This window comes from Streptomyces sp. NPDC050535 (assembly GCF_044457665.1).
Classification (GTDB): domain Bacteria; phylum Actinomycetota; class Actinomycetes; order Streptomycetales; family Streptomycetaceae; genus Streptomyces.
Genome location: NZ_JBITHE010000036.1, coordinates 27,577 through 50,250, shown reverse-complemented (window position 1 = coordinate 50,250; position 22,674 = coordinate 27,577). Strand labels below are relative to the sequence as shown.

Here is a 22,674-nt window from a genome sequence, read left to right as displayed (position 1 = left end):
CGGGACCGCACTTTGGAGGCGTACGAGAACCAGGACGTGCCCTTCGAGCGCTTGGTCGAGGAAATCGCCCCCGAACGAAACCTGAGCCGTACTCCACTGATCCAAGCGCTGTTCATCCTCCAGACGGCCGCCGACGATTTGTGGGAGCTCCAGGGCCTGGAACCCGAGATCATACGGCTGCCCGCCAGCGCGGTCACACTCGACCTCACCATGTCAGTCCGGGAGAGGGACGACCACTTCGTGGTGCGAACCGAATACTCAACGGACCTGTTCGATCGGGTGACGGTTGAGCGGATGATGGGGCATTTCTCGGTGTTGCTGTCGTCGGTGGTGGCGCGGCCGGGGGCGCGGGTGGGTGAGGTGGATGTGCTGTCGGGGCGTGAGCGTCGGCAGTTGTTGGTGGATTTCAACGATTCTGGGGTGGATTTTCCTGCTGGTGTGGTGGTGCACCGGTTGGTGGAGGAGCAGGCGCGGCTGCGGCCTGACGCGGTGGCGGTGGTGTCGGGGGAAGAGCGTGTTTCGTATCGGGAGTTGAACGAGCGGGCGAATCGGTTGGCGCATGTGTTGCGTGGCCGTGGTGTGGGTCCGGATGTGCTGGTGGGGGTGTGTCTGGAGCGCGGCGTGGCGCTGGTGGTCGCGTTGCTGGGTGTACTGAAGGCCGGTGGTGCGTATGTGCCGCTGGACCCGGAGTATCCGGCTGAGCGGTTGGCGTTCATGCTGCGGGACACGGCTGCGCCGGTGGTGGTGTCGCAGTCGGGGCTGAGGGATCGGTTGCCGACTGAGGGTTGTGCGGTGGTGTGCCTGGATGAGGTGGCTGAGGAACTTGGGCGGCAGCCGGTCACGGATCCGGAGTCGGGGGTGAGCGGGGACGACCTGGCGTACGTCATCTACACATCCGGTTCCACTGGCACCCCCAAAGGCGTCGCCATCGAGCACCGCAACCTCATCAGCCGGCTGACGGGAACGGAGGAGGAGTTCCGGTTCGGCCCGAACGATGTGTGGACCCTGTTCCATTCGATCGCGTTCGACTTCTCAGTCTGGGAAATCTGGGGTGCGCTGGCCTACGGCGGGCGATTGCTGGTCGTGGATTGGGAGACCTCACGGAACCCAGTGGCATTCGCTCGACTGCTAGTCGAGCAGCGAGTGACCGTCCTGAACCAGACACCGTCCGCCTTCGCTCTCCTCCAGCGGGAAGTAGGGCCGGAGACCGCCGCCACACTGTCCCTGAGGCTGGTGATCTTCGGTGGGGAGGCGCTCCACCCGGCTCGTCTCCAGCCCTGGTGGGACGCATGGGGTACCAGTGGGCCACGGTTGGTCAACATGTATGGCATCACCGAGACGACAGTGCATGTGACCGTGCGAGATATCACCCTGGACGACACGCGCGCTGGCGCCGTCTCCCCGATCGGCCGACCGTTGGCCGCCACTCCCGTCTTCGTGCTGGACACCTCAGGCCAGCTGGTTCCGGTGGGAGCCCCCGGCGAACTGTGGGTCGGAGGGGCAGGCGTGGCCCGAGGATACGTGAACCGCCCCGACCTGACAGGGCAGCGATTCGCGGAGCGACAGTTCGATGAGTCCACACATCGGCTGTACCGCTCCGGAGACTTGGTGAGGTGGTCACAGGACGGTGAGCTGGAGTACCTCGGGCGCACTGACGATCAGATCAAGCTTCGCGGCTTCCGCGTCGAACTCGGCGAGATCGAGTCCGCTGTCACGCGACACCCGCGCGTGACTGCTGCCGCGGTGATGATGCGCGAGGACGCACCGGGACACCACCGCCTGGCCGCCTACATCGTGCCTGCCGACGACCTCGCACCGACCGGCACCGCGCTGAGCGATTGGTGCCGACAACTGCTCCCCGATCACATGGTGCCCAGCCGCTTCGTATCACTGGAGGCTCTGCCAGTCACCGCCAACGGAAAGGTCGATCGCCAGGCCCTCCCGGCCCTTGACAGCAGCAGGCCTCAGCTGGGCTCGGCATATGTTGCGCCACGCACGCCGGCGGAGGAGCAGCTTGCGCAGCTGTGGGCCGACGTCCTTGGCGTCGAACGGGTGGGCGTGCACGACAATTTCTTCGAACTTGGCGGCGACTCCATCCGCAGCCTGCTGATCATCTCCCGTGCCAAGCGTCTCGGACTGAACCTCACGCCCCGTCTGATCTTTCAGCACCAAACAGTGGCCGACGTCCTGGCCAGCGCGCAGAAGACCGCCCCCGGAACCGAGCGGCCCGGACGAGATGCGCCCACGCGCTATCCGCTCGCCCCCATGCAACTGGGGATTCTGTTCCATGCCGTCACCGAGTCCGCAGAGGTGAACCCCTACGTCGTACAGTTCCCCGACGAGTTCGTCGGTCCGTTGGACGTACGGCATTTGCGAGACGCGTGGCAGACAGTGGCCGACCGGCACACTGTCTTGCGGAGCGAATTCTCCTGGGAAGGACTGGACGAGCCGGTCCAGGAGGTGCGACAGCGGGTCGATGTGCCCTTCCAAGAGGCGGACTGGCGGGAGTGTTCCGCCGCTGATCAGAAGGCCCGGCTGACGGACCTGCTGGAGGCGGACCGTCTGCGCGGGTTTGACCTGGGGTCCGCCCCGTTGATGCGGATCACGATGGTTCGGCTGGCCACCGAGCGCTGGCTGGTGCTGTGGTCGTTCCATCATTTGCTTCTGGACGGGTGGAGCGCGCAGCTGGTGCAGAAGGAGGTCTTCGCCCACTACCGCGCGGCACTCGACGGACAGGCTCTGCACCTGCCCGAGCCGGAGCCGTTCGCGCGCTATATAGAGTGGCTGGGCAAACAGTCCCATTCGGAGGCTGAGGCCTTCTGGCGCGGCACGCTGGGCACCTTCGAGGCGCCGACGGCCCTGGGAGTCGATCGGGCGACGGGCGACTGCGGCTTCGACGATGTGGTGTTCGAGGTCGACGCGGCGGCCTCGGCACAACTGCGTGAGTTCGCGCGTAATCAGCGGGTGACCGTGAATACGGTCGTGCAAGGAGCCTGGGCGCTCCTGCTGTCCCGCTACAGCGGCACCGACGACGTCGTATACGGGGCACTGGGTGCCGTTAGACCTGCGGACCTGTCCGACGCGGAGTCAATGATAGGCCTGTTCATCAACACACTGCCGATGCGGGTCCAGGTGGACGGCGGTACGTCCGTGGACGTATGGCTGCGCGGACTCCAGCACCGGCAGTCGGAGGTGCGGGCTTACGAGCACAGCTCGCTGGCTGAGGTGCAGGGCTGGAGCGCGATCCCCAAGGGAGAGCGCCTGTTCAAGACTCTGCTCGCCTTCCAGAACTTCCCCGAGCTGGGAGGCGACGATCTGCCGAACGGTCTGCGACGCATATCCAGCCGCAACGTTGAACGCACCGGCTACCCGCTCACTGCGATCGTCTACGACAACGAACGACTCAAGGTCGACATCGCTTACGACAAGAGTCTGTTCGACCGGGAGACGGTGGAGCAGGCCATGGGCCACTTCGTGAACCTGATGACGTCGATCACGACCGATCCACATGCCCCGGTCGCCCAGGTTGGCATGCTGACAGCGCAAGAACGACGTCGGCTTACGGTGGACTTCAACGCTGGCCCGAGCGTCCCTGATGACCACTACACGCTGCACGCGCTGGTCGAGGCGCAGGCGAGGCTCCGGCCTGAGGCGGTCGCAGTGGCGGCTGGCGACATGCGTCTGTCATACCGGGAGTTGAACGAGCGGGCGAACCGACTGGCTCATCACCTGCGCGGGCGTGGGGTCCGCTCCGAAGATCTCGTGGCAGTCTGCCTCGAACGCGGCTGGGAGATGATCGTCGCGCTGTTGGGCGTCCTTAAGGCAGGTGGCGCCTATGTGCCGCTGGATCCCGAACACCCTCGCGCGCGAATGGAGTTCGTACTCAAGGACACCGCGGCCCCAGTGGTGATCACCCAGTCGTCCTTGCGGGACCGGCTGCCGGGAGGCGACTACGATCTCGTGTGCCTCGACGCACAGTGGTCGGCGATCGAGCAGGAGTCGGCCGGCGATCCGGCGCCAGCGGGGGAACCGGATGACCTCGCGTACATCATCTACACTTCCGGATCGACTGGAACGCCCAAGGGAGTCGCGGTACGGCACCGCAGCGTCGTCAACCGCCTTCGGGGAACGGACGACGACTTCTGCTTCGGCGCGGAGGATGTCTGGCCGCTGTTCCACTCCTTCGCCTTCGACGTCTCAGTGTGGGAGATCTGGGGAGCTCTGACGTACGGAGGGCGCCTGGTCGTCGTCAGCCACGCGACCACGCGGAACGCGGCGGCCTTCCTGGACCTGCTCATTGAGCACCGCGTCACGGTGCTCAACCAGACGCCCTCCGCGTTCGGACTGCTGCAGCAGGTGATCAGCCGCGACCGTGCGCAGCGGCTCTCCCTCCGGCTGGTGATCTTCGCCGGTGAGGCCCTGCAACCTGCCAGTCTCAGGCCATGGCGGGCCGCGACGGACGGAAAGGGCCCCCGTCTGCTCAACATGTACGGCATCACGGAAGCCACCGTGCACGTCACCCGGCGGGAGATCACCGATGCCGACATCCAAGACGGATCGATCTCCCCGATCGGCGGTCCCCTGGCGGACACCGACGTCTACGTGCTGAGCGCATCGGGCGAGCTGGTACCCGTCGGCGTGCCTGGCGAACTGTGGGTTGCGGGGACGGGGCTTGCTCGGGAATACCTCAATCGCCCGGACCTGACCACGGAGCGGTTCGCGGAACGGGAGATCGAAGGCAGAACGGTCAGGCTCTACCGCTCCGGTGACTTGGTGCGGTGGCTGCCGAATGGCGAACTTGAGTACCTGGGGCGCCTGGACGACCAGGTCAAGGTGCGGGGCTTCCGGATCGAGCTTGGCGAGATCGAGTCGGCTCTGCTGGCGCACCCCCAGGTGGGCGCCAGCGTGGTGATGATGCGGGAGGACGTGCCCGGAGATCGCCGTCTCGTCGCCTACGTAGTGCCCGTCACGGGCACCGGGCCGAGCACCGCGGAACTGCGGGAACACTGCCAGCAATCCCTGCCCGGCTACATGTTGCCCAGTGGCTTCCTGTTCCTTCAGGCCCTGCCCCTGACCGTGAACGGCAAGGTCGACCGCAGGGCTCTGCCAGCGCCCGACGGACTGCGCCCGGACCTGGAGTCGGAGTACGTGCCACCCCGCAACCGGACCGAGGAGACGCTAGTCGCGATCTGGGAGGACGTCCTGGGGATCAGCGACATCGGCATCCACGACAACTTCTTCGAAATCGGCGGCGACTCAATCCTGGGCCTGCTCGCCGTGTCCCGTGCCAAGCGGCATGGCATCAACCTGCATCCGCAGGTCATCTTCGAGCACGAAACCGTCTCCGAGATCGCGCGCCATGTGACGCACGGAGTCCCGACTCCGGCCAAACAGACAGAGGTTCCGGGTGACGGGACGCTGACGCCGATCCAGCAGTGGTTCTTCGAATGGGATGTGCCCGACGGTGCGCCCTTCAACCAGGTGCGGCTGCTGCGGACGCAGGGCCTTCAGGCCGCAGCCTTGGAAACTGCCCTGGCCAGGGTGGTCGAGCACCACGACATGCTCCGGTCGCGCTTCGCGCCCTCGGAGTCCGGATGGACACAGACCTACGCCACCGCCACGCCGTCCGGACTTCTCGTCCGGCACGATTTGTCGGACCTGACCGGACCCGAACTGTGGTCGGCGTTCCGGCGCGAGGCCGACGCTCTGCACCGTGCAGTGGATCCGAGGGACGGCTCCGTCTTCCGCGCCGCCCTGTTCGAGCTGGGTGCAGAGCATGGGCAACGGCTCCTGCTGGTCGCCCATCACCTGGTCGTCGACGGAGTGTCGTGGAGGATCATCCTCCAGGATCTCGGCCAGGCCTACCGGTCGCTGGCCGCGGGGGAGCAGGCTGTGCTTCCCGACACGACCACGTCGTACCAGTCATGGGCGGGGAGGCTGCGGCACTACGCGACGTCCGGTCAGGCGACGGCGGAACTCGACCACTGGCTGCGACCGCGCACCGCCCGGCCCCTGCCGCGGGACGCCGCCGGCGCCAACACCGTCGCGTCCTACGCCGTCGTGACCCGGAGGCTGGACAGCGACGAGACCACAGCGCTCCTCCGCGATGTCCCCCGCCGGTTCGACGTGCGGATCAACGACGTGCTGCTGACAGCTGTGGCCCAGGCCGTCTGCGGCTGGGCGGGGCATAACTCCGTTCTGGTGGCCCTGGAGGGGCACGGACGCGAACACCTTCTCGATGATGTGGACCTGACGCGCACGGTGGGGTGGTTTACGAGCCTCTTCCCGGTCGAGCTGCGTGCCGAGCCCGGTGCGGATCCGGTGACCACGCTGGCTGATGTCAAGCAGCGGCTGATGGCTGTGCCCCACCGGGGCGTCGGCTACGGAATCCAGCGGTACCTGGGCAGTGCGGACGTCCGGGAACATCTGTCCTCCCTGGCCCAGCCCGACATCAGCTTCAACTACCTCGGCCAGTTCGAGAGTGCCCTGCCGGGGCTTGGCCAGTACGCGGACGACACCGAACCACGCGGCCAGTCAGTCGACCCGCGAGCCCGGCGCCCCCACCTAATCGATGTCATTGCCAGCGTCCAGGCGGGTTCCCTCGTGGTGTCCGTCGCGTACAGCACGAACGTGTACGACAGCCGGACCATCGAAAACATCACCTCCAGTGTCGTTACCGTGCTGCGCTCCCTCGTCCAGGCTCCTGGGGGAGCAGTGGAGCACACCGAGAGCCCCACGGATGTCATCGAGTCCTATGAGCTGACTCCGCAGCAGAAAGGTCTGCTGTTCCACTCACTGTCCGATCCGTCCGAAGAATCTGACGTACGCCCGTACGTCATCCAGATGGTCGACGAGTTCACCGGACAGCTGGACCCCGCGCTGTTCCGCCAGGCCTGGCAGCAGGTCGTCGAACGCCATGCCGTGCTGCGCGGTGGCATCGTCACCGGCGACGGCGACGAGCCCCGGCAGGTGGTCCGGCGGCAGACGGCGATCACGGTCGACGAGCTCGACTGGTGCGAGACGACGGAAGCTGAACAGCAGCAGTTGATGGAGAAACTGTTGGCCGATGACCGCCAACGCGGGTTCGATCTGTCGACGGCGCCGCTGATGCGGTTCACCCTGGTCCGGACCGGGCAGGACCGCACGCTGGTGGTGTGGTCTTCCCACCAGCTGCTGCTGGACGGCTGGAGTAGCCAGATTGTCCAGCAGGAGTTCGCCGCGTTGTACCAGGCGGCGGCCGCAGGGAGGGCAGCCGACCTGTCCACTCCCGTGCCGTACTCCAGGTACATCGAGTGGCTACGCAGGCAGCCCACCGCAGAAGCGCAGACGTTCTGGGAACACAGGCTCGCCGGGTTCCAAGCGCCCACCTCCTTCGGCGTCGAACGAGAGACCGGCCGCACGGGATACGCGGATCACCTGTTCGACCTTGGCGCCGATGAGTTCGCGGCCCTCCGCGACTTCGCGCGGGCCAAGCGCATCACCGTCAACACGGTCTTCCAGGGACTGTGGGCTCTGCTGCTGGCGCGCTACAGCGGTACCCAAGACGTCCTGTTCGGCGCCACCGTCGCTGGTCGGCCGGCTGATCTGACCGGGATGGAACGGATGGTGGGGCCGTTCATCAACACGCTCCCCGTCCGGGTCGAGGTACCAGGGGACGCGATGCTCACTGACTGGCTGAAACACATCCAGGACCAGCACGCAGAGCTGCGCCGATACGAGTACAGCTCTCTCGCGAGCGTCCAGGGCTGGAGCCAGGTGCCCCGAGCGCAGCAGCTGTTCCGGTCCATCTTGGTCTTCGAAAACTACCCCAAGCTGGCCGACGGAGAGGAGTTGCCGCTCGGCCTGAGCCGTAAGCGCCTTCACTATGTCGAGCGCACCGGGTACCCCCTAGTCCTGGGTATCGCGGAATGGGACGAGGAACTCCACTTCCACCTCGTCCACGATCAGGCCCTGTTCACCCCGGACACCGCGCAGCGGATGGCCGGTCACCTGCGTACGCTCCTGGGGAGCATGCTTGAGCGGCCGACGGCCCGTCTCAGAGAGCTGCGGATGGTCACATCCGCAGAACTGGAGCAACTCGCACAGTGGAACGGTCCCGTCGTAGACCATCCCAGCCATCTGACAGTGCCCCAGCTCATCGAACGACAGGCGAGCAGGACCCCTGACGCAGCGGCTGTCACCTTCGGCGAGACGACCCTGACCTACGCGGAACTCAACATCCGTGCCAACCAGCTGGCCCACTACCTGCGGCACTTGGGCGTACGTCCCGAAGTCGTCGTCGGACTGTGCGTCGAACGGAGCTGCGACATGATCGTGGCGCTGCTCGGCATCCTCAAGTCGGGCGGCGCCTATTTGCCGCTGGACCAGGACCACCCGGCCGACCGTCTCGCTTTCATGATCGACGAGACGGAAACGCCCGTGATCGTCACTCAGGGACACCTGGCCGACCGGTTCCCTGCGAATGGGGTGAAGACGCTGTGCCTGGATTCCGACATGGAGGAGATCAGCCGGCAGCCCGCCACAGACCCGGAGCCCTGGGCTGGACCGGACGACCTCGCTTACATCATCTACACGTCCGGCTCGACGGGCAGGCCCAAGGGCGTGATGATCGAGCACCGGTCCATGAGCGACCGGGTGCAGGAGATGCGTGACCGTTACCGCCTCACCGACGAGGACGTATATCTCCAGTTCTCCTCCGTCACGTTCGACGGCTCCGTCGGGGAGATCTTCCCGACCCTGGTCGTCGGTGCCGAACTCGTGCTGCGTGGCGAAGACTGGACACCGGAGTGGATCACCGAGACCCTCGCCAGTCGCGACATCACCGTCTGTCAACTGCCGCCGTTCGTGTGGAACGAACTCACCTCCCGCCTCACCTCGTCCACGGAGCTGGGCGTTCGGCTGCGTCTGATGAGCATGGGCGGTGAACGCGTCCTGCCTGCTACGGCGGAGAGCTGGTTCCGGCGCACCGCGGTGCCGCTGATGAACATCTACGGCCCGACCGAGACGACCGTCAACATGACTACCTGCCTCATTACCCGGGCCTCGGGGGTTGTGCCGATCGGATCCCCCGTCGCGAACACGGACGTACTGGTAGTGGACGAGCACGGCAATCAGGTGCCCATCGGCGTCGCAGGGGAACTGTGGATCGGTGGCTCGGGCGTCGCTCGCGGATATCTCAATCGGCCCGAGCTCACGGTGGAGCGCTTCGTTGCGCATCCGTTCGCCAATAATCCGAGCCGGCGCATGTACCGCACCGGGGACCTCGTGCGATGGCTGCCCGACGGAGACCTGGAGTTCCTCGGCCGCATCGATGACCAGGTCAAGCTGCGGGGATTCCGGATCGAACCGGGCGAGATCGAGTCTGCCCTCCTGACACATCCGGAAGTCACCGCGAGCGCGGTGGTCCTACGCGACGACGGGGACAACGGAAAGCGGCTGGTCGCCTACTGTGTCCCGTTGCCCGGACGGCGTCCGACGGTGACCGATCTGCGTGACTGGTGTTCTCGCAGCCTGCCTGACTACATGCTGCCAAGCGCGTACGTGCTGATGGACACGCTGCCGGTAACCGCCAACGGGAAGGCGGTCAATCGGAAGGCACTACCCGCGCCGGAGACCGTACGGCCACGTGTTGAGACAGAATTCTTGGCCCCGCGTACCGAGATGGAGCAGCTGGTCGCGGACATTTGGCGCGACGCGCTCAACGTCGACCGTGTCGGCGCCCACGACAACTTCTTCGAACTGGGTGGGGACTCGTATCTGAGCATCCTCGTCATCGCAAAGGCGCGGAAGAAGGGGCTTCATCTCACGCCGCGGGTCATCTTTCAGACACCATCGGTCGCCGAACTCGCTGCACATCTCGAGGCTATGAGGGCCCGGGCCGGCAGGCAGGCTAGCCCGAGCGGAGGCGCCGGGGCCGCGCAGCCTTCCACCGCACCAGCACACTCGACCCCCGAGCCAGCCAGCGCAGGCCGATTCACAGTGGTGGGGTCGGCCGAGGGGCACAAGGACACTCGGGTGGCCCTCGTCCGCCTCAACGAAAGTTCCGCGGACAGTGTCACCTTCTGCTTCCACGAAGGCGGCGGAAACGTCAGCGGCTATGTGCACCTGGCTGAGGCCCTCGCGCCTGTGACCCGCATGATCGGTATCGAGGCGCGCAGCGTGGCCCTCGGGGTAGAACCCGAGGGCGACGTGGCGGAAATGGCGCAGAACTACTGGGCCGCGATGCGGACCATCCAGCCGACCGGTCCCTACGTGCTCGTGGGATGGTCCTTCGGTGGTGCGCTTGCCATCGAGGTCGCACGTCTCGTAGAGAAGGCTGGCGGGCAGGTGAGTCTTCTCGTCGCGCTGGACTCCTGCCTGCCGGTGCAGGGCGCCCGCGGAATGATTGAACGCGAGCACAGCGCCATCCGTCGGCTGCTTGAGTACATCGACGACGCGGCCGTCACCCAGAGCGAGCTGGAGAAGTCCGCCGCTGTTGCCAAGCTCATGACGGAGGTCAACCTTCCGACGGCCATGCTCTCCCTGAAGCGGAGTGAACTGGTCAGCCATCTCAGGACGATGGAAGCGAACACGCGAGCCGTATTCCACTACCGACCGACGGTAGTTCGCTGCCCAGTCGTCCTCTACCAGGCGCACGGCAGTTCCTGGCCGATTCCGCTGGCGGAGAGCTGGCAGCCGTTTGCGGAACGGGTCGACTTCAGGACCGTGTCGGGTGACCATCTTTCCTTCTTGCGGCCCCCGCATGTCGTCGCCCTCGCCAAAGAAATCACCGTGGCCCTGGAAAAACTCAGCGATTGAGTCAATTCCCCCACATGTGAAAGTGGCTGGGCCGCGGCCCGGCCACCGATCCGAGACAGGAGAACGTGATTTCTATCGACATACACCGCGCGGAAGAGGTCCGTGCGTTGTACGAGCGCTTTCCATATCCATCGCCGAGTGCGTCCGCGCAGCCCATCTTCGACATTGCGATGGGGTTGGACTTCGTGGTCGAAGAGTTGGCTGGTCGAGAAGTGCTGGATGCCGGCTGCGGTACTGGACATCGCCTCGTCGGCTTGGCGTGCCAATATCCGGAAACGACCTTCGTAGGAGTCGACTTCAGTGAGCGATCCTTGTCGATCGCGAGGGATCTGGCGGAGCGCAATGAATGCACGAACGTGGAGTTCATTCGAGCCGAGATAGGTGGTGTGGGCCTCGGTCGTCAATTCGATCTCATCACCAGTACGGGCGTCATCCATCACCTGGAGAACCCAGAGGGAGGTGCTGACTGGCTCCAGCGGCACCTGAAGCCGGACGGAATTCTTTACACCTGGTACTACCATCCGTATGGCGAGTTCGATCGCCTGCTGAGTAGGGAATTGGTGCAGCTTTTCCTGAGCCGGTCCAAGGGTGACCTGAGCGACACCATCCTCTCCGACCTCGAACTGTCCCTTTCCGCACGGCAGTACGGGACTCGAACCTCTCATTCGGACGCGGGGCCCCAGGACCAGTTGGCCGCCGACGCTGACGCATATCTTCATCCAATCGTCAACGCATATAAGTTTCAGGAGGCCGCCGAGTTCTTTCGGCGCAGATGTGACTGGGTTGTGGTCAACGGCGTCAACTGGGACGGCGGGTCAAACGTCATCGACACGGCCGACTGGAGCGGGAACACGTACGGGACGGTGGCACTATCCGATCTATTCAGAAATGAACGACTGCACCCCGTCTTCGCCGAAATGGACGCGCAGCCACAACTCGACTGCGTGGAGCTGAAACTGCGCCCCACGGGTTTCTCGCTCGTCTCTGGGCCGTCCGCAGGCCTGCGCAAGTGCACCGACCGGATCCGGCGAAACGCCGAACGGGCAAACCTTCTCGACCGAGGAAACCTGTCGACGACAAGAGGAGACAACCTTCAATGATAACTGCCGGGCTCAAGCTCACGCACAGCGGCGGTCTTGCCCTGCTAGAAGACAACAAGCTGCTCTTCCACATCGAAGTGCAAAAGCTCCACAACAACGCGCGGTACAGCTCAGTGGCCGACTTACGGTTGATCTCCGAAATTCTCGCGGCACAGGGGTACAAGGTCTCGGATGTGGACCACTGGGCCGTGGACGGCTGGGACGGTGCCCAGTACGGACACCTGCCCCTGCACAACAACGGATCACCGCTGGAACTCAAGGTCGCTCCCTACCGCGAGAACGACAACATCAACAGCCTGGTCCGCCCCGGGGTCACCGGAGAACTCCCCATCGGGGGCAACACGGTGAGCTACAACAGCTATGTCCACATGTCGAGTCACTTCGCCGCCGCCTACTGTTCCAGTCCCTTCGCGGCCCGTGGAGAGGACTCCTTCGTCCTCGTCTGGGACGGCGGCTGCTTCCCACGCCTGTACTTCGTGGACGGCACACGCGGCACCGTGGAGAATGGCGGAGAAGTCTTCCCGCTCATCGGCCACTCGTACGCCATGGCTGCTCAGTACTTCGGTCCCTGGTCCCGGAAGAGGACCGAACGGTCACAGGTCGTCGACGACCTCTCCGTAGCGGGGAAGCTGATGGCGTATATCGCCCTGGGTAAGCCGCAGGATGCCGTTCAGGAAGCCCTCCGGGACGTCTTCCACAAGCACTTTGAAGCTCCGACTGAGGCGGTCGCCGAATACCGGCGCAACGTCATCGGATGCGGCAGCAGCGGCGAGCCCTCGCATCGCTACACGCATGTCTACTTGAGCGATGCCGCCGACCGCATCGCCACGCTCGGCGTCTCGGATGAGGATGTCCTCGCCAGCATGCACCAGTTCCTGGAGGAGATGCTGGTTGCTCGGCTCGTCGAGAAGATCCGGCGGTGGAAGGGCGACGGCCCCTGGAATCTCAGCTTCGCCGGCGGCTGTGCTCTCAACATCAAGTGGAACAGCGCCCTGCGAGCGCACCCGCTCTTCAGCGACGTCTGGGTACCGCCGTATCCAGACGATTCCGGCTCAGCCATCGGCACCGCGTGCGCCGAATACGCGCGCACCCGCGGCGTGTCCGCAGTGGACTGGCATGTGCGCCTGGGCCCGGATCTGGTCACCACGCCCCGTATACCGGAGGGCTGGACCGCCCGCGAGTGCGGCCCTGTCGAGGTCGCCCGCATCCTGCACGAGAGCGGCAAGCCTCTGGTCTTTCTCCGCGGCCGGGCGGAACTCGGCCCCCGGGCACTCGGTGCCCGCAGCATCCTCGCACCGCCCCACGATCCCGCGATGAAGGATCTGCTCAACCAAATCAAGGACCGTGAGTACTACCGTCCTGTCGCCCCCATCTGCATGGTCGAGCACGCCCCTGACGTATTCGAGCCCGGCACGCCGGACCCCTACATGCTCTTCGATCACGAGGTCCGGCCGGAGTGGCTGGATCGCGTGCCGGCGATCACCCACCTCGACGGCACCGCCCGTCTCCAGACGGTCAGTGGGCAGGACGACCCGGTCCTGGCCGAGGTTCTGCGCGCCTACCACACGCTCAGCGGCATCCCAGTTCTGTGCAACACCAGCGCCAACCTGAACGGCAGCGGGTTCTTCCCGGACGCCGAATCCGCCATGCGGTGGGGCAGGACCGATCACGTCTGGGCTGACGGGGTGCTCTACAGCAAGGTCTGACAGGCACCCGTCTCGTGCACGGTGACCGGTTCAGCGGGCCCGTCACTCCAACTGGCAGAGAACACATAAGCGTCATCTTCGAGCGATCGTTCCTTGGAAGGTTAGGGGTGGAAGTGACCTCAACGGTTAAGCCCAGAATTCACCACATCGGCGTGCAGACCGCGAATCTGGACAACTGCCTGGCCTGGTACCTGGAGTTCTTCGGCGCCGAACAGAAGTGGGAACTGGACAAGTTCTCCGCACTCACGCTCAGCAGATTGCCGGGAATCAGGCGCCTGGTCGAGATTTCGGTCGGCGACGCCCGCTTTCACCTGTTCGACCGCGCCCAGCACAACGAACGGCAGACCGACGAGGACGGTTTCCTCTTCCAGCATGTGTGTATCCAGGTGGACTCAGCGGGCGACCTCCAGACCACCCGCCGCCGCTGGGTCGAGCTCTGTGAGTCCGGACGGTTTACGTTCGCCCGTCCCGACCAGCCGACCGAGATCGTCATTGACGACGACGGGGTGCAGAGCCTGTACCTCTTCGACGTCAACGGGCTCGAATACGAGTTCAGCTACATACCGGGCGGTCCCCGATGAGAGGCCCGAGCGACAGCACCACTCTGACCGTCCACCCAGGGATCGCCCCATGGGACTTCGGTGACTTCCCCTATGGCCTGGAACCACTGATCATGCCGTCCGTCGGTCACACCACCGCCGTGTCCCCGGCCCCGCGCGTGGTGGCCTCATGCGACCAGGCGATGTTCCTTCATCAGCTGGCACTTCTGGCGTACGGCACATCGGCCGGGGAGGTGCTCGCCCCTGCGGACGAGCCGTCCGACGACCAGCTGTTCTGGTTCCGGTGGATCACCGGGCATCAGATCACTTTCCTCGTATGGCGGCTGATGGCGAAGCTGCTGGAGAACGGTGCTGGGCGCGGAGAACCGGACCGTGCAACGGCCGCCCGACTGGAGACGTACGTGTACAGCTATTGCGCCATGCTGCTGTACACGGGGTCGTGCCCGCACGACCTCTACCAGAGCCTGATACGGCCACGCATGTTCCTTCAACATCGCAGCTTCAGCGGAACCTGGGCACCCGACTTCGCGCCGGTGCGCACTCTGTTCCGCGGACGCTGTCCGGCAGGTGGAACATCACCCGAGGGTGCGGGACTAGCCCGCGCTATAGAACTGAACAAGACCATTCACGACGGCATCGCGGCACGGCTTGTGCCCGAGGGGAAGTCCCTACTCCAGGAAGCGATGGCGGAGACTGTCGCCCGCCCCTCCCGACGCACGGCTGCTCTCTACGACAACTTCTTCATGACCCTGCGCGCCCCGGTGGCGGACAGTGACCTGATCCCCCAACTCCTGCGCCGGCTGCGCGCGGTGGCACTGGACCTCGCGACCCACGGGCTCTACCCGCGGGGACACGAAGGCGAAAGACGGCCCGATGAACTGCGCGGTGGTGAAGTGGCGCACTGCGAAAGCCGGATCGGTCATCTCCTGCACAAGGTCGGCGAAGCAGCTGCCGTTTCCGTTTGAGCCGTTGCCGCATCAATGAGATGGATCCATGCCGCGAATCTCCCGTGCCCTGATTCTTGTGTCCGGCACTGTGCCGAGGCTTGTCGCGATGAACTTCGTCGCCAGAGTCGGATTCAGGATGTATGCCTCAGGCAGTGCTCACCTTTTATGTCGGCGTGCCTTTCTCGCCGGTCGGCATGGGCCGGACCGTGCACGGCTGGTGTGGCTGCCCCTGTCCTCGGCGGCGCTGTTATGCACCCGCACCAGCTCTCTGGCACGGCAGCCCCGGTGACGAGGGGCGATTTGCTCAAGGCTGTGGACGAGGCACTGGACCCGTTCGCATCCGAACCACCCGAAAAGCTCAACGACGAAGGAGTCATCTGTGACGTTGCTGTCCCGCGTTCAGTCGCCGCGTGACCTCGACCGCCTCACCGCAGAGCAACTTGAGGAACTGGCGAGTGAGATACGTTCGTTCCTGATCAAGTCCGTGTCGCAGACCGGTGGGCACCTCGGCCCCAACCTTGGCGCGGTGGAACTAACGATCGCCCTACACCGGGTTTTCGAATCGCCGCGCGACAGGATTCTGTTCGACGGCGGTCACCAGTCGTACGTGCACAAGCTGCTGACCGGTCGGCAGGAATTCTCGAAGATGTTCAGCAAGAGCGGCCTTTCCGGCTACCAGTCGCCTGCGGAGTCGGAGCACGATGTCTTCGAGAACACCCACATGTCGGTCTCGCTCGGTTGGGCCGACGGCCTGGCTAAGTCTCACCAGCTGCTCGGTGAGAACGACCGGCACGTCGTCACGGTCATTGGTGACGGCGCCCTCACTGGTGGCATGGCGTGGGAGGCGCTTAACAATATAGCCGCAGCCCAGGACCGTCCTGCCGTGATCGTTCTGAACGACAACGGGAGGTCCTACGCGCCCACCGTCGGAGGCCTCGCTAACCACCTCGCGAGCCTGCGCACAGCCCAACCCGGCCATGAGACGCCTCACCGTCGCCCTGGCCAGCCATCCGCCGGTCCGACCTGGTTCGAGAACCTGGGGCTTGCCTACATCGGTCCCGTCGACGGTCACGACATCATGACCCTGGAGTCCGCGCTGCGACGTGCCAAGCGGCTCGGCAGCCCGGTAGTCGTGCACTGCGTCACCCAGAAGGGGCGTGGCTACAAGTGGGCCGAGCAGCACGAAGTCGACCGTTTTCACTTTGTTTCGCCGATCCATACCGACACTGGAGCACCTGTTGGTCCGGTTGGCGGGGACTGGAGTTCGGTCTTCCGCGACGAGATGATGAAGATCGGGGCGGACCGCAAGGACGTGGTGGCCGTCACCGCGGCGATGCTGGAAGCGGTGGGACTGGACGGATTCGCCGAGGCGTATCCGGAGCGCACGTTTGACGTCGGCATCGCCGAGCAGCACGCGGCTGTTTCCGCGGCCGGACTCGCGGCCGGGGGCATGCACCCTGTGGTCGCCGCCTACTCAACCTTCCTGAACCGTGCCTTCGACCAGGTGCTCATGGACGTGGGTCTGCAGAAGTGCGGAGTTACTTTCGTGCTCGACCGAGCAGGTATCACGGGCTCCGACGGCGCCTCGTTCAATGGCATGTGGGACATGTCGATCTTCCAGATCGTGCCGGGTCTCCGGCTCGCCGCGCCCCGTGACGCGGACCAGGTGCGTCGTCAGCTGCGCGAGGCCATCGACGTTGCGGACGCGCCCACGGTGGTCCGTTTCCCCAATGGCACGGACGGACCCGGTATCCCTGCCCTCGCCCAGGTTGGTGGCATGGACGTGCTGAGCCGCGCCGATGCCAGCCGCCCGGACGTGCTCATTGTGTCCATCGGAGGGTTCGCCCCGATGTGCCTGGAAATTGCCGAGTTGCTTAAGGGCGAGGGAATCCACAGCACGGTTGTGGACCCCCGCTGGGTCCAGCCGGTGGACGAGGCACTGCCGGGACTTGCCGCCCAGCACCGGGTTGTCGTCACCGTCGAGGACAACGTGCGGGTGGGCGGCGTCGGCTCGGCTGTGGCGCAGGCGCTGCGCGACGCCGGCGTAGATGTGCCCTTGCGGGACTTCGGTATACCGAAGGCGTTCCTCGGTCACGCTTCGCGTGAGGAGGTGCTGGCTGACATCGGCCTGACAGCCTCCGCCATCGCACGCAGGGTGGGGGACCTGGTCTCTAGGCTCTCCTGACGTTCGATCGGAAAGGTCCTGCACGCCGACGCTGGGGATGTGCGCGGCGTCGGCGTGGGGCGCGAACTGCAGGTTGGCGTGCGATGAGAGGCGGACGTGATCATGAGTCTGGATTCCCGAGGGGGGAACGGGATCGAGGTCGTGCACAGGGGGAGCGAGGCGGCTGGCCCTGTCGACGTGCTGCGTCGGTTCCGACTTGATCAACGTACGGCGATCGTGACGGGTGCCTCGTCAGGGCTGGGGCGTCGCTTCGCACGTGTTCTGGCGGACGCGGGCGCCGACGTCTACGCGGCCGCGCGGCGCGTAGACAGACTGGAGGAACTATCAGCCGCGGACCACCGGATCCGCGCGGTTCGTTGCGATGTGGCTGACGAGACTGATCGCCGCCGACTGGTCGAGTGTGCTGTGTCGGAGACGGGGCGAGTGGACATACTCGTCAACAACGCAGGTGTAGCCGGGCCTCCGCTCGCGGAGAACGAGGAGATCGAGGACTTCGCTGCGGCGCTCGATGTCAATGTCCTTGCGGCTTTTCACCTCTCGAAGCTGGTGGGAAAGCACATGTGTGCCGCCAGAGTTGGCAACATCGTGAACGTCGCGTCCATTCTCGGAACGGTATCGGGCGCGCCGTTCGGGGGCGCGGGCTACGGCGCCTCGAAAGGAGCCCTGATCGCCCTGACGCGGGAGCTCGCGGGCCAGTGGGGTTCGATGAGTGTCCGGGTGAACGCGCTGGCGCCGGGGTGGTTCCGTACGGAGATGACCGCTTCGGTGTTCGCGAACGCCGAAGCGAGTGCCTGGGTCACAGAGAAGACGATGCTCAACCGTGCTGGAGATGAGGGGGAGCTGGATGGAGCGCTGCTATTCCTTGCCTCGGACGCCGCGTCCTACTGCACCGGTCAGGTGCTCACTGTTGACGGCGGCTGGACGGCTCAATGAGCTGTGGGTCAACGCTGGGAGCCTTCCAGTGGGTCGGCTGGTACAACCCCAAGCGACTGCAGCTCACCTTGGACTGCCTCTCACTCGAGGAGTTCGAAGCAGCGCTCCACCCGGGCCGAGACGTTCGACGACGTACGCGCGCGTCGTCGTGGATCGCGTCAGCGTCCCAGCGTACGCCGTGGGATCACGGTGACCGGTGAACTCCGTCGGCGTCCCCCGTTCCATCGGTGCCAGCAACCCAGGCACACAGTCCCGCATCTTCCACCGTAGATCCGTCCGCCTGAACTGGCCCGTCACCTGTGCGAACACCGACTTCAGCTCCGCAGCGAATCCCTCTAATCATCCATCCCCACTATGAACCAGCTCAGGAAACGAAATCTCACTGGAATATTAGCCGTTGCGAGTACACAGAGACGAACCGAGTGCTTTCCCTCGACCAGACTGTAACGACTCTGAACAACCTGTAGCGGAAGACTCAAATGGGAACTTTTAGCCATCTGGAATTGGCCAAGATTCAACCGAATTCGACAAACCATCGGACACCCCCTGACTGGATGCCCAGCGGTATGCCACGATACTCCGCATGACTAGTGCGCAAGCGATCCTGAAAACCCTTGTAGACGGCGGCGTGAACGTCTGCTTCGCTAATCCAGGAACGTCAGAAATCCATCTCGTCGCAGCCATGGAAAAAGTACCGCAGATGCGGACTGTGCTCTGTTTGTTCGAGGGGGTGGCAACCGGAGCAGCCGATGGGTACGGGCGCATGGCCGAAAAACCCGCTTCTACTCTCCTTCATCTCGGCCCAGGGTTGAGCAACGGAATTGCCAACCTGCACAATGCCCGCCGCGCGGGCACCCCAGTTGTCAACGTTGTGGGCGATCATGCGACCTACCATAAGCGCTTCGACGCACCTTTGGAAACCGATATCGAGGCCATGGCCAGAACAGTTTCGAAATGGGTCCGCCGTTCCATAAGAGCATCCGATGTCGGTGTAGATACGGCTGAGGCAATTTCCGCTGCGCTACAGGAGCCCGGTGGTATCGCCACCCTTATTCTTCCTGCCGACGTCTCATGGTCCGAAGAAGGCGAAGCGGCGTTGGTACCTGATTTGCAGCCCGCCGTCGTCGACACTGTCGCGGTGGAGAGGGCTGCCAAGCTACTCCGTGATGAAGAGTGCTGCGTCCTGTTCCTAGGCGGGAACGCGCTGCGGATTCCGGGCCTCGAGGCAGCGAGCCGAGTGGCCGCGGTGACCGGAGCCAGGCTCCTGGCCGAGAAGTCACCGGCACGACATGAACGCGGAGCGGGTATCCCTCACGTAGACCGTCTGGCCTATGCAGTGGATTCCGCGATGTCGCAGCTGGCAGGTACGCGCCACCTCATTCTTGCCGGAGCGCGGTCACCCGTGGCATTTTTTGCTTACCCTGGAAAACCAGGCAGCCTGGTTCCGGAAGGCTGCACTGTTCACGAACTCGGCGGTTCAACCGCCGAGCTGGAACTTCTGGCCGACCTGGTCGCATCGGGAACTGTGCCGAAGCGCACGCACGCGGCGTCCTTTGGAATGCCAAGCGGAAGTCTGACAGCTCAGAAGGCGGCGGCTATTATCGGCGCGTTGATACCGGAGGGTGCCATCATCGCTGAAGAAGCCAACACCTGCGATCGGTGGCTTCCTGAATTCACCGTTGGTAGCGCTCCACACGATTGGCTTAACATTACCGGAGGTGCCATTGGCATGGGTATGCCCGTCGCAACCGGTGCTGCGATCGCCTGCCCGGATCGGCCAGTGATCAACCTGGAGGCCGATGGTAGTGCGTTGTACACTCTGCAGGCATTGTGGACCCAGTCCCGCGAAGGACTCGACGTTACCACTGTCATCTTCAACAACGCTTCCTACGCGATTCTCGGCATAGAAATGCGTCGCATGACTTCCTCAGGCAACGATGCCAGGAAGGGCACAGCTCACCCGCTCTTCGATCTGACCGGCCTGGATTTCGTCGCTCTCGCGAATGGCATGGGCGTTCCCGCCACCCGCGCCCACACTGCCGAAGAGTTCGCCGATCAGCTACGCAAGGCCATCGACGAACCCGGACCCCATCTCATCGATGCCATTGTTCCCCCCCTCATGTCCTTCTCGGGCTGAGAAAACCGCTCCTCGATGTATGGGACTCGTACATGTCTGTCGCACTCCGCTCCAGATTTCGCCAAATCACCCTGCTGCCAGGAGTTTGGCCTTCCCCCGAACTCTTGGAATCTCTTCACCCTTTGAGTGAGAAGACACCGGTGAGGCTCACCGAGTGGCCGTCGGAGGTGGGGGCCGAACTCGGCGCGGAAACCGATGCGCTGCTGGCCGGCTGGAAGGACGACCTCGACGGCCCGTATCTTAACTGGCTCCCGTCACTCCGCTACATCGGGCTCCGCGCGACCTCGACCGATCGGGTGGACCTTGACTACACACGTCGGAACAGCATCACTGTCTCCCCGATCTATGGCTACGGGGACGTCGGTACCGTTGAGTTCGTCGTGGAACAGATGTTCAAGCACGTGCGACACGGCGAAGGGCGAACCACACCTGGTGAGTTGGCGGGGAGGCGCCTGGGGCTCTTCGGATACGGCGCTGTGGGCCAGCGCGTTGCAGCGGTCGCCAGCGTGGTGGGCATGGATGTTGTCTTTCACACTCCTACCCCCCGCACTGTGTCGGACGGGGTGGCCCAGTGGCTTCCGCTTCCGGAACTCCTCAGCACTGTCGATATCCTGTCCTTCCACTCACCCGCGTACCGGGAGGTCGTGACGGAAGCCGACCTAAAGACGGTTTCCCCGAACGCTCTTGTCATCATCACGACGCTCGGTCTCCCCCTGGCCGAGTCATCCCTGCAGGCCTGGCAGTCGGGGCGAACAGGACGCCTGGTCATGGACTTGTGCGCAGCCCACGCGCTCTCCGCGAGTACACCCCACATTCCCGGCGTCGAGGTCGTACAGCGCTACGCCGCACGCACCACTGAGTCGGTCAAACGCGCGGAGGGCCAACTATTGGAGGGCCTGGCAGCATACCTTCGAGCCTGACCGGCAAGCTGATCGCATTGGCCCGCCGCCGTCGATGAGGTTCGGGCTACTGACGCGCGCGGCGAGGTGCGTGGGGTCTACGTGGTCTTACTGGGGCCACTCGGTCGAGAGCGTTGGATCGTTGATGATTCCTGGGAGTGTGCGGTGATTGTCCGCGCGGACAGCAGCAAGGCGGCCGAACTCCGCGCTCGACGGGTCTCGGAAACAATCAAGATTCGGAGGACCAAAACGCAGGAGCCACTGCCGTCGGTGACGATGGGAGATCTGCTCGCTACCGCGCACGAGGTGTTGAACCCCTTCGGCGACGCTACCAAGTGATCACGTGAGCAGGAGGTGTTCGGCACCAAGCTGGCGTTTATGCAGGTCCAGTGACTGTGGTGGCTGCCATGAGGTTTGGTTTGTCCTGTCCGCGAGCAGCCGAGGGGCCTCCCGGCGGATATGGGGGGCGGCGATGACTGCCTGGAGCAGTCCGCCCAGGCCCATGGCGACAGCACCGATCGCCAGCGGCCCAACCGAAGGAGCGAAGGTCGCGGGGGTGCCGGTGGTGCCCCACAGGACCGAGGCCAGTAGCACACAGACCGCTCCCACACCTGCCGTGCCCGCCGTGTGTCCGGCGGCTCGCGTCACAGCCGGTCCAGCAGGTCGGCCGCCATCGCGCGGGCGTGCTCCAGACGTGTACCCGCACCTTCCAGGCCGGCGCGTGCCATCGCTCCTTCCAGCAGGAACGACTGGTGCTCCGCCGCCGCGCGTGCTTCTTCCGGCCGCCCGGGCAGCAGGCCCTCCAAGTGCCCGGCAAGCAGGTCCTCGACCTCCTCTTTGTGGCGGCGCACTGAGGCCCGGCCCTCGTCCCCGGCCGGCAGTTCGGCGGCCGCGTTCAACAGCCCCCACCCGCGGAAACCGTGCTCGTAGGCGAAGGCGGCGTGATCGGCGTACGCGTCGAAGACGGCCAGCACACCGCCGCGGCCGCCCTCGGCCTCCTCCAGCCGCCGCCAGTACAGGCTCAGCCATTCCTCGTGCCGCGCGTCGAGGTAGGCCATCACCAGATCGGCCTTGGCGGAGAAGTTGTTGTACAGGCTCATCTTCGCCACACCGGCCTCGGCGGTGATCGTGTCGATCCCCGTCGCTGCCACGCCGTCCGCGTAGAAGCGCCGGGCTGCGGCAGCGAGCAACTTCTCGCGCGCCGCCCCCCGCCGTCGGCCGGGACGCTCTACCGCCGCTCCCGTCGGCTTCCGGTAGCAACCACTCCTTCGGCGGGAGGACGCTGCCAGGAACTCTGGATCGAGAACGGGCCTCTGGGAGAAGCGTCGATCGTCTTGGTCGCGACGCGACCGCCGAGCACATTCTGACGCCCCGGTAGGGAGCGGCCCCTGTGCGTACAAACCGCGCCAC

General features: G+C 64.8%; 10 protein-coding genes. 9 read left to right on the top strand and 1 reads right to left on the bottom strand.

Features of this window, described 5'->3' with window-relative positions; genetic code table 11:
- The first annotated feature begins 12 nt into the window (after positions 1-12).
- The 9 genes from ACIBLC_RS39425 to ACIBLC_RS39385 all read left to right on the top strand — a co-directional run bounded on the left by ACIBLC_RS39425 (position 13) and on the right by ACIBLC_RS39385 (position 21,285).
- On the top strand, positions 13-10,797 hold the full coding sequence (locus tag ACIBLC_RS39425) for an amino acid adenylation domain-containing protein (protein ID WP_399216309.1): 10,785 nt from the start codon (positions 13-15) through the stop codon (positions 10,795-10,797).
- Between the two features lie 65 nt (positions 10,798-10,862).
- Positions 10,863-11,897, top strand: coding sequence for a class I SAM-dependent methyltransferase (locus ACIBLC_RS39420; protein WP_399216308.1), 1,035 nt, complete (start codon positions 10,863-10,865; stop codon positions 11,895-11,897).
- Positions 11,894-13,603, top strand: a complete 1,710-nt coding sequence (locus ACIBLC_RS39415) for a carbamoyltransferase N-terminal domain-containing protein (protein WP_399216307.1) — start codon at positions 11,894-11,896, stop codon at positions 13,601-13,603. The genes ACIBLC_RS39420 and ACIBLC_RS39415 overlap by 4 nt, the downstream gene beginning before the upstream one ends.
- A 107-nt stretch (positions 13,604-13,710) precedes the next feature.
- Positions 13,711-14,184 carry a VOC family protein gene (locus ACIBLC_RS39410; protein WP_399216310.1) on the top strand — a complete coding sequence of 158 codons (474 nt, stop codon included), beginning with the start codon at positions 13,711-13,713 and terminating at the stop codon, positions 14,182-14,184.
- A gap of 161 nt (positions 14,185-14,345) precedes the next feature.
- Complete coding sequence (locus ACIBLC_RS39405) at positions 14,346-15,128, top strand: hypothetical protein (protein WP_399216306.1); 783 nt, start codon at positions 14,346-14,348, stop codon at positions 15,126-15,128.
- Between the two features lie 361 nt (positions 15,129-15,489).
- Positions 15,490-17,295 (top strand): 1-deoxy-D-xylulose-5-phosphate synthase, encoded by a 1,806-nt coding sequence (locus ACIBLC_RS39400; protein WP_399216305.1) that lies wholly within the window; start codon positions 15,490-15,492, stop codon positions 17,293-17,295.
- Between the two features lie 102 nt (positions 17,296-17,397).
- Positions 17,398-18,228, top strand: coding sequence for an SDR family NAD(P)-dependent oxidoreductase (locus ACIBLC_RS39395; RefSeq protein WP_399216304.1), 831 nt, complete (start codon positions 17,398-17,400; stop codon positions 18,226-18,228).
- Between the two features lie 583 nt (positions 18,229-18,811).
- A complete protein-coding gene (locus ACIBLC_RS39390; RefSeq protein WP_399216303.1) occupies positions 18,812-20,365 on the top strand; it encodes an acetolactate synthase large subunit in 1,554 nt (517 codons plus the stop codon).
- Between the two features lie 140 nt (positions 20,366-20,505).
- Positions 20,506-21,285, top strand: coding sequence for an NAD(P)-dependent oxidoreductase (locus tag ACIBLC_RS39385; protein WP_399216302.1), 780 nt, complete (start codon positions 20,506-20,508; stop codon positions 21,283-21,285).
- A 623-nt stretch (positions 21,286-21,908) separates the two neighbouring features.
- On the opposite strand, the gene ACIBLC_RS39380 is transcribed toward ACIBLC_RS39385, so the two are convergent.
- The gene (locus ACIBLC_RS39380; protein ID WP_399216301.1) at positions 21,909-22,454 is read right to left on the bottom strand and encodes a TetR/AcrR family transcriptional regulator; all 546 of its coding nucleotides are present in this window, start codon (positions 22,452-22,454) and stop codon (positions 21,909-21,911) included.
- Positions 22,455-22,674 lie beyond the last annotated feature (220 nt).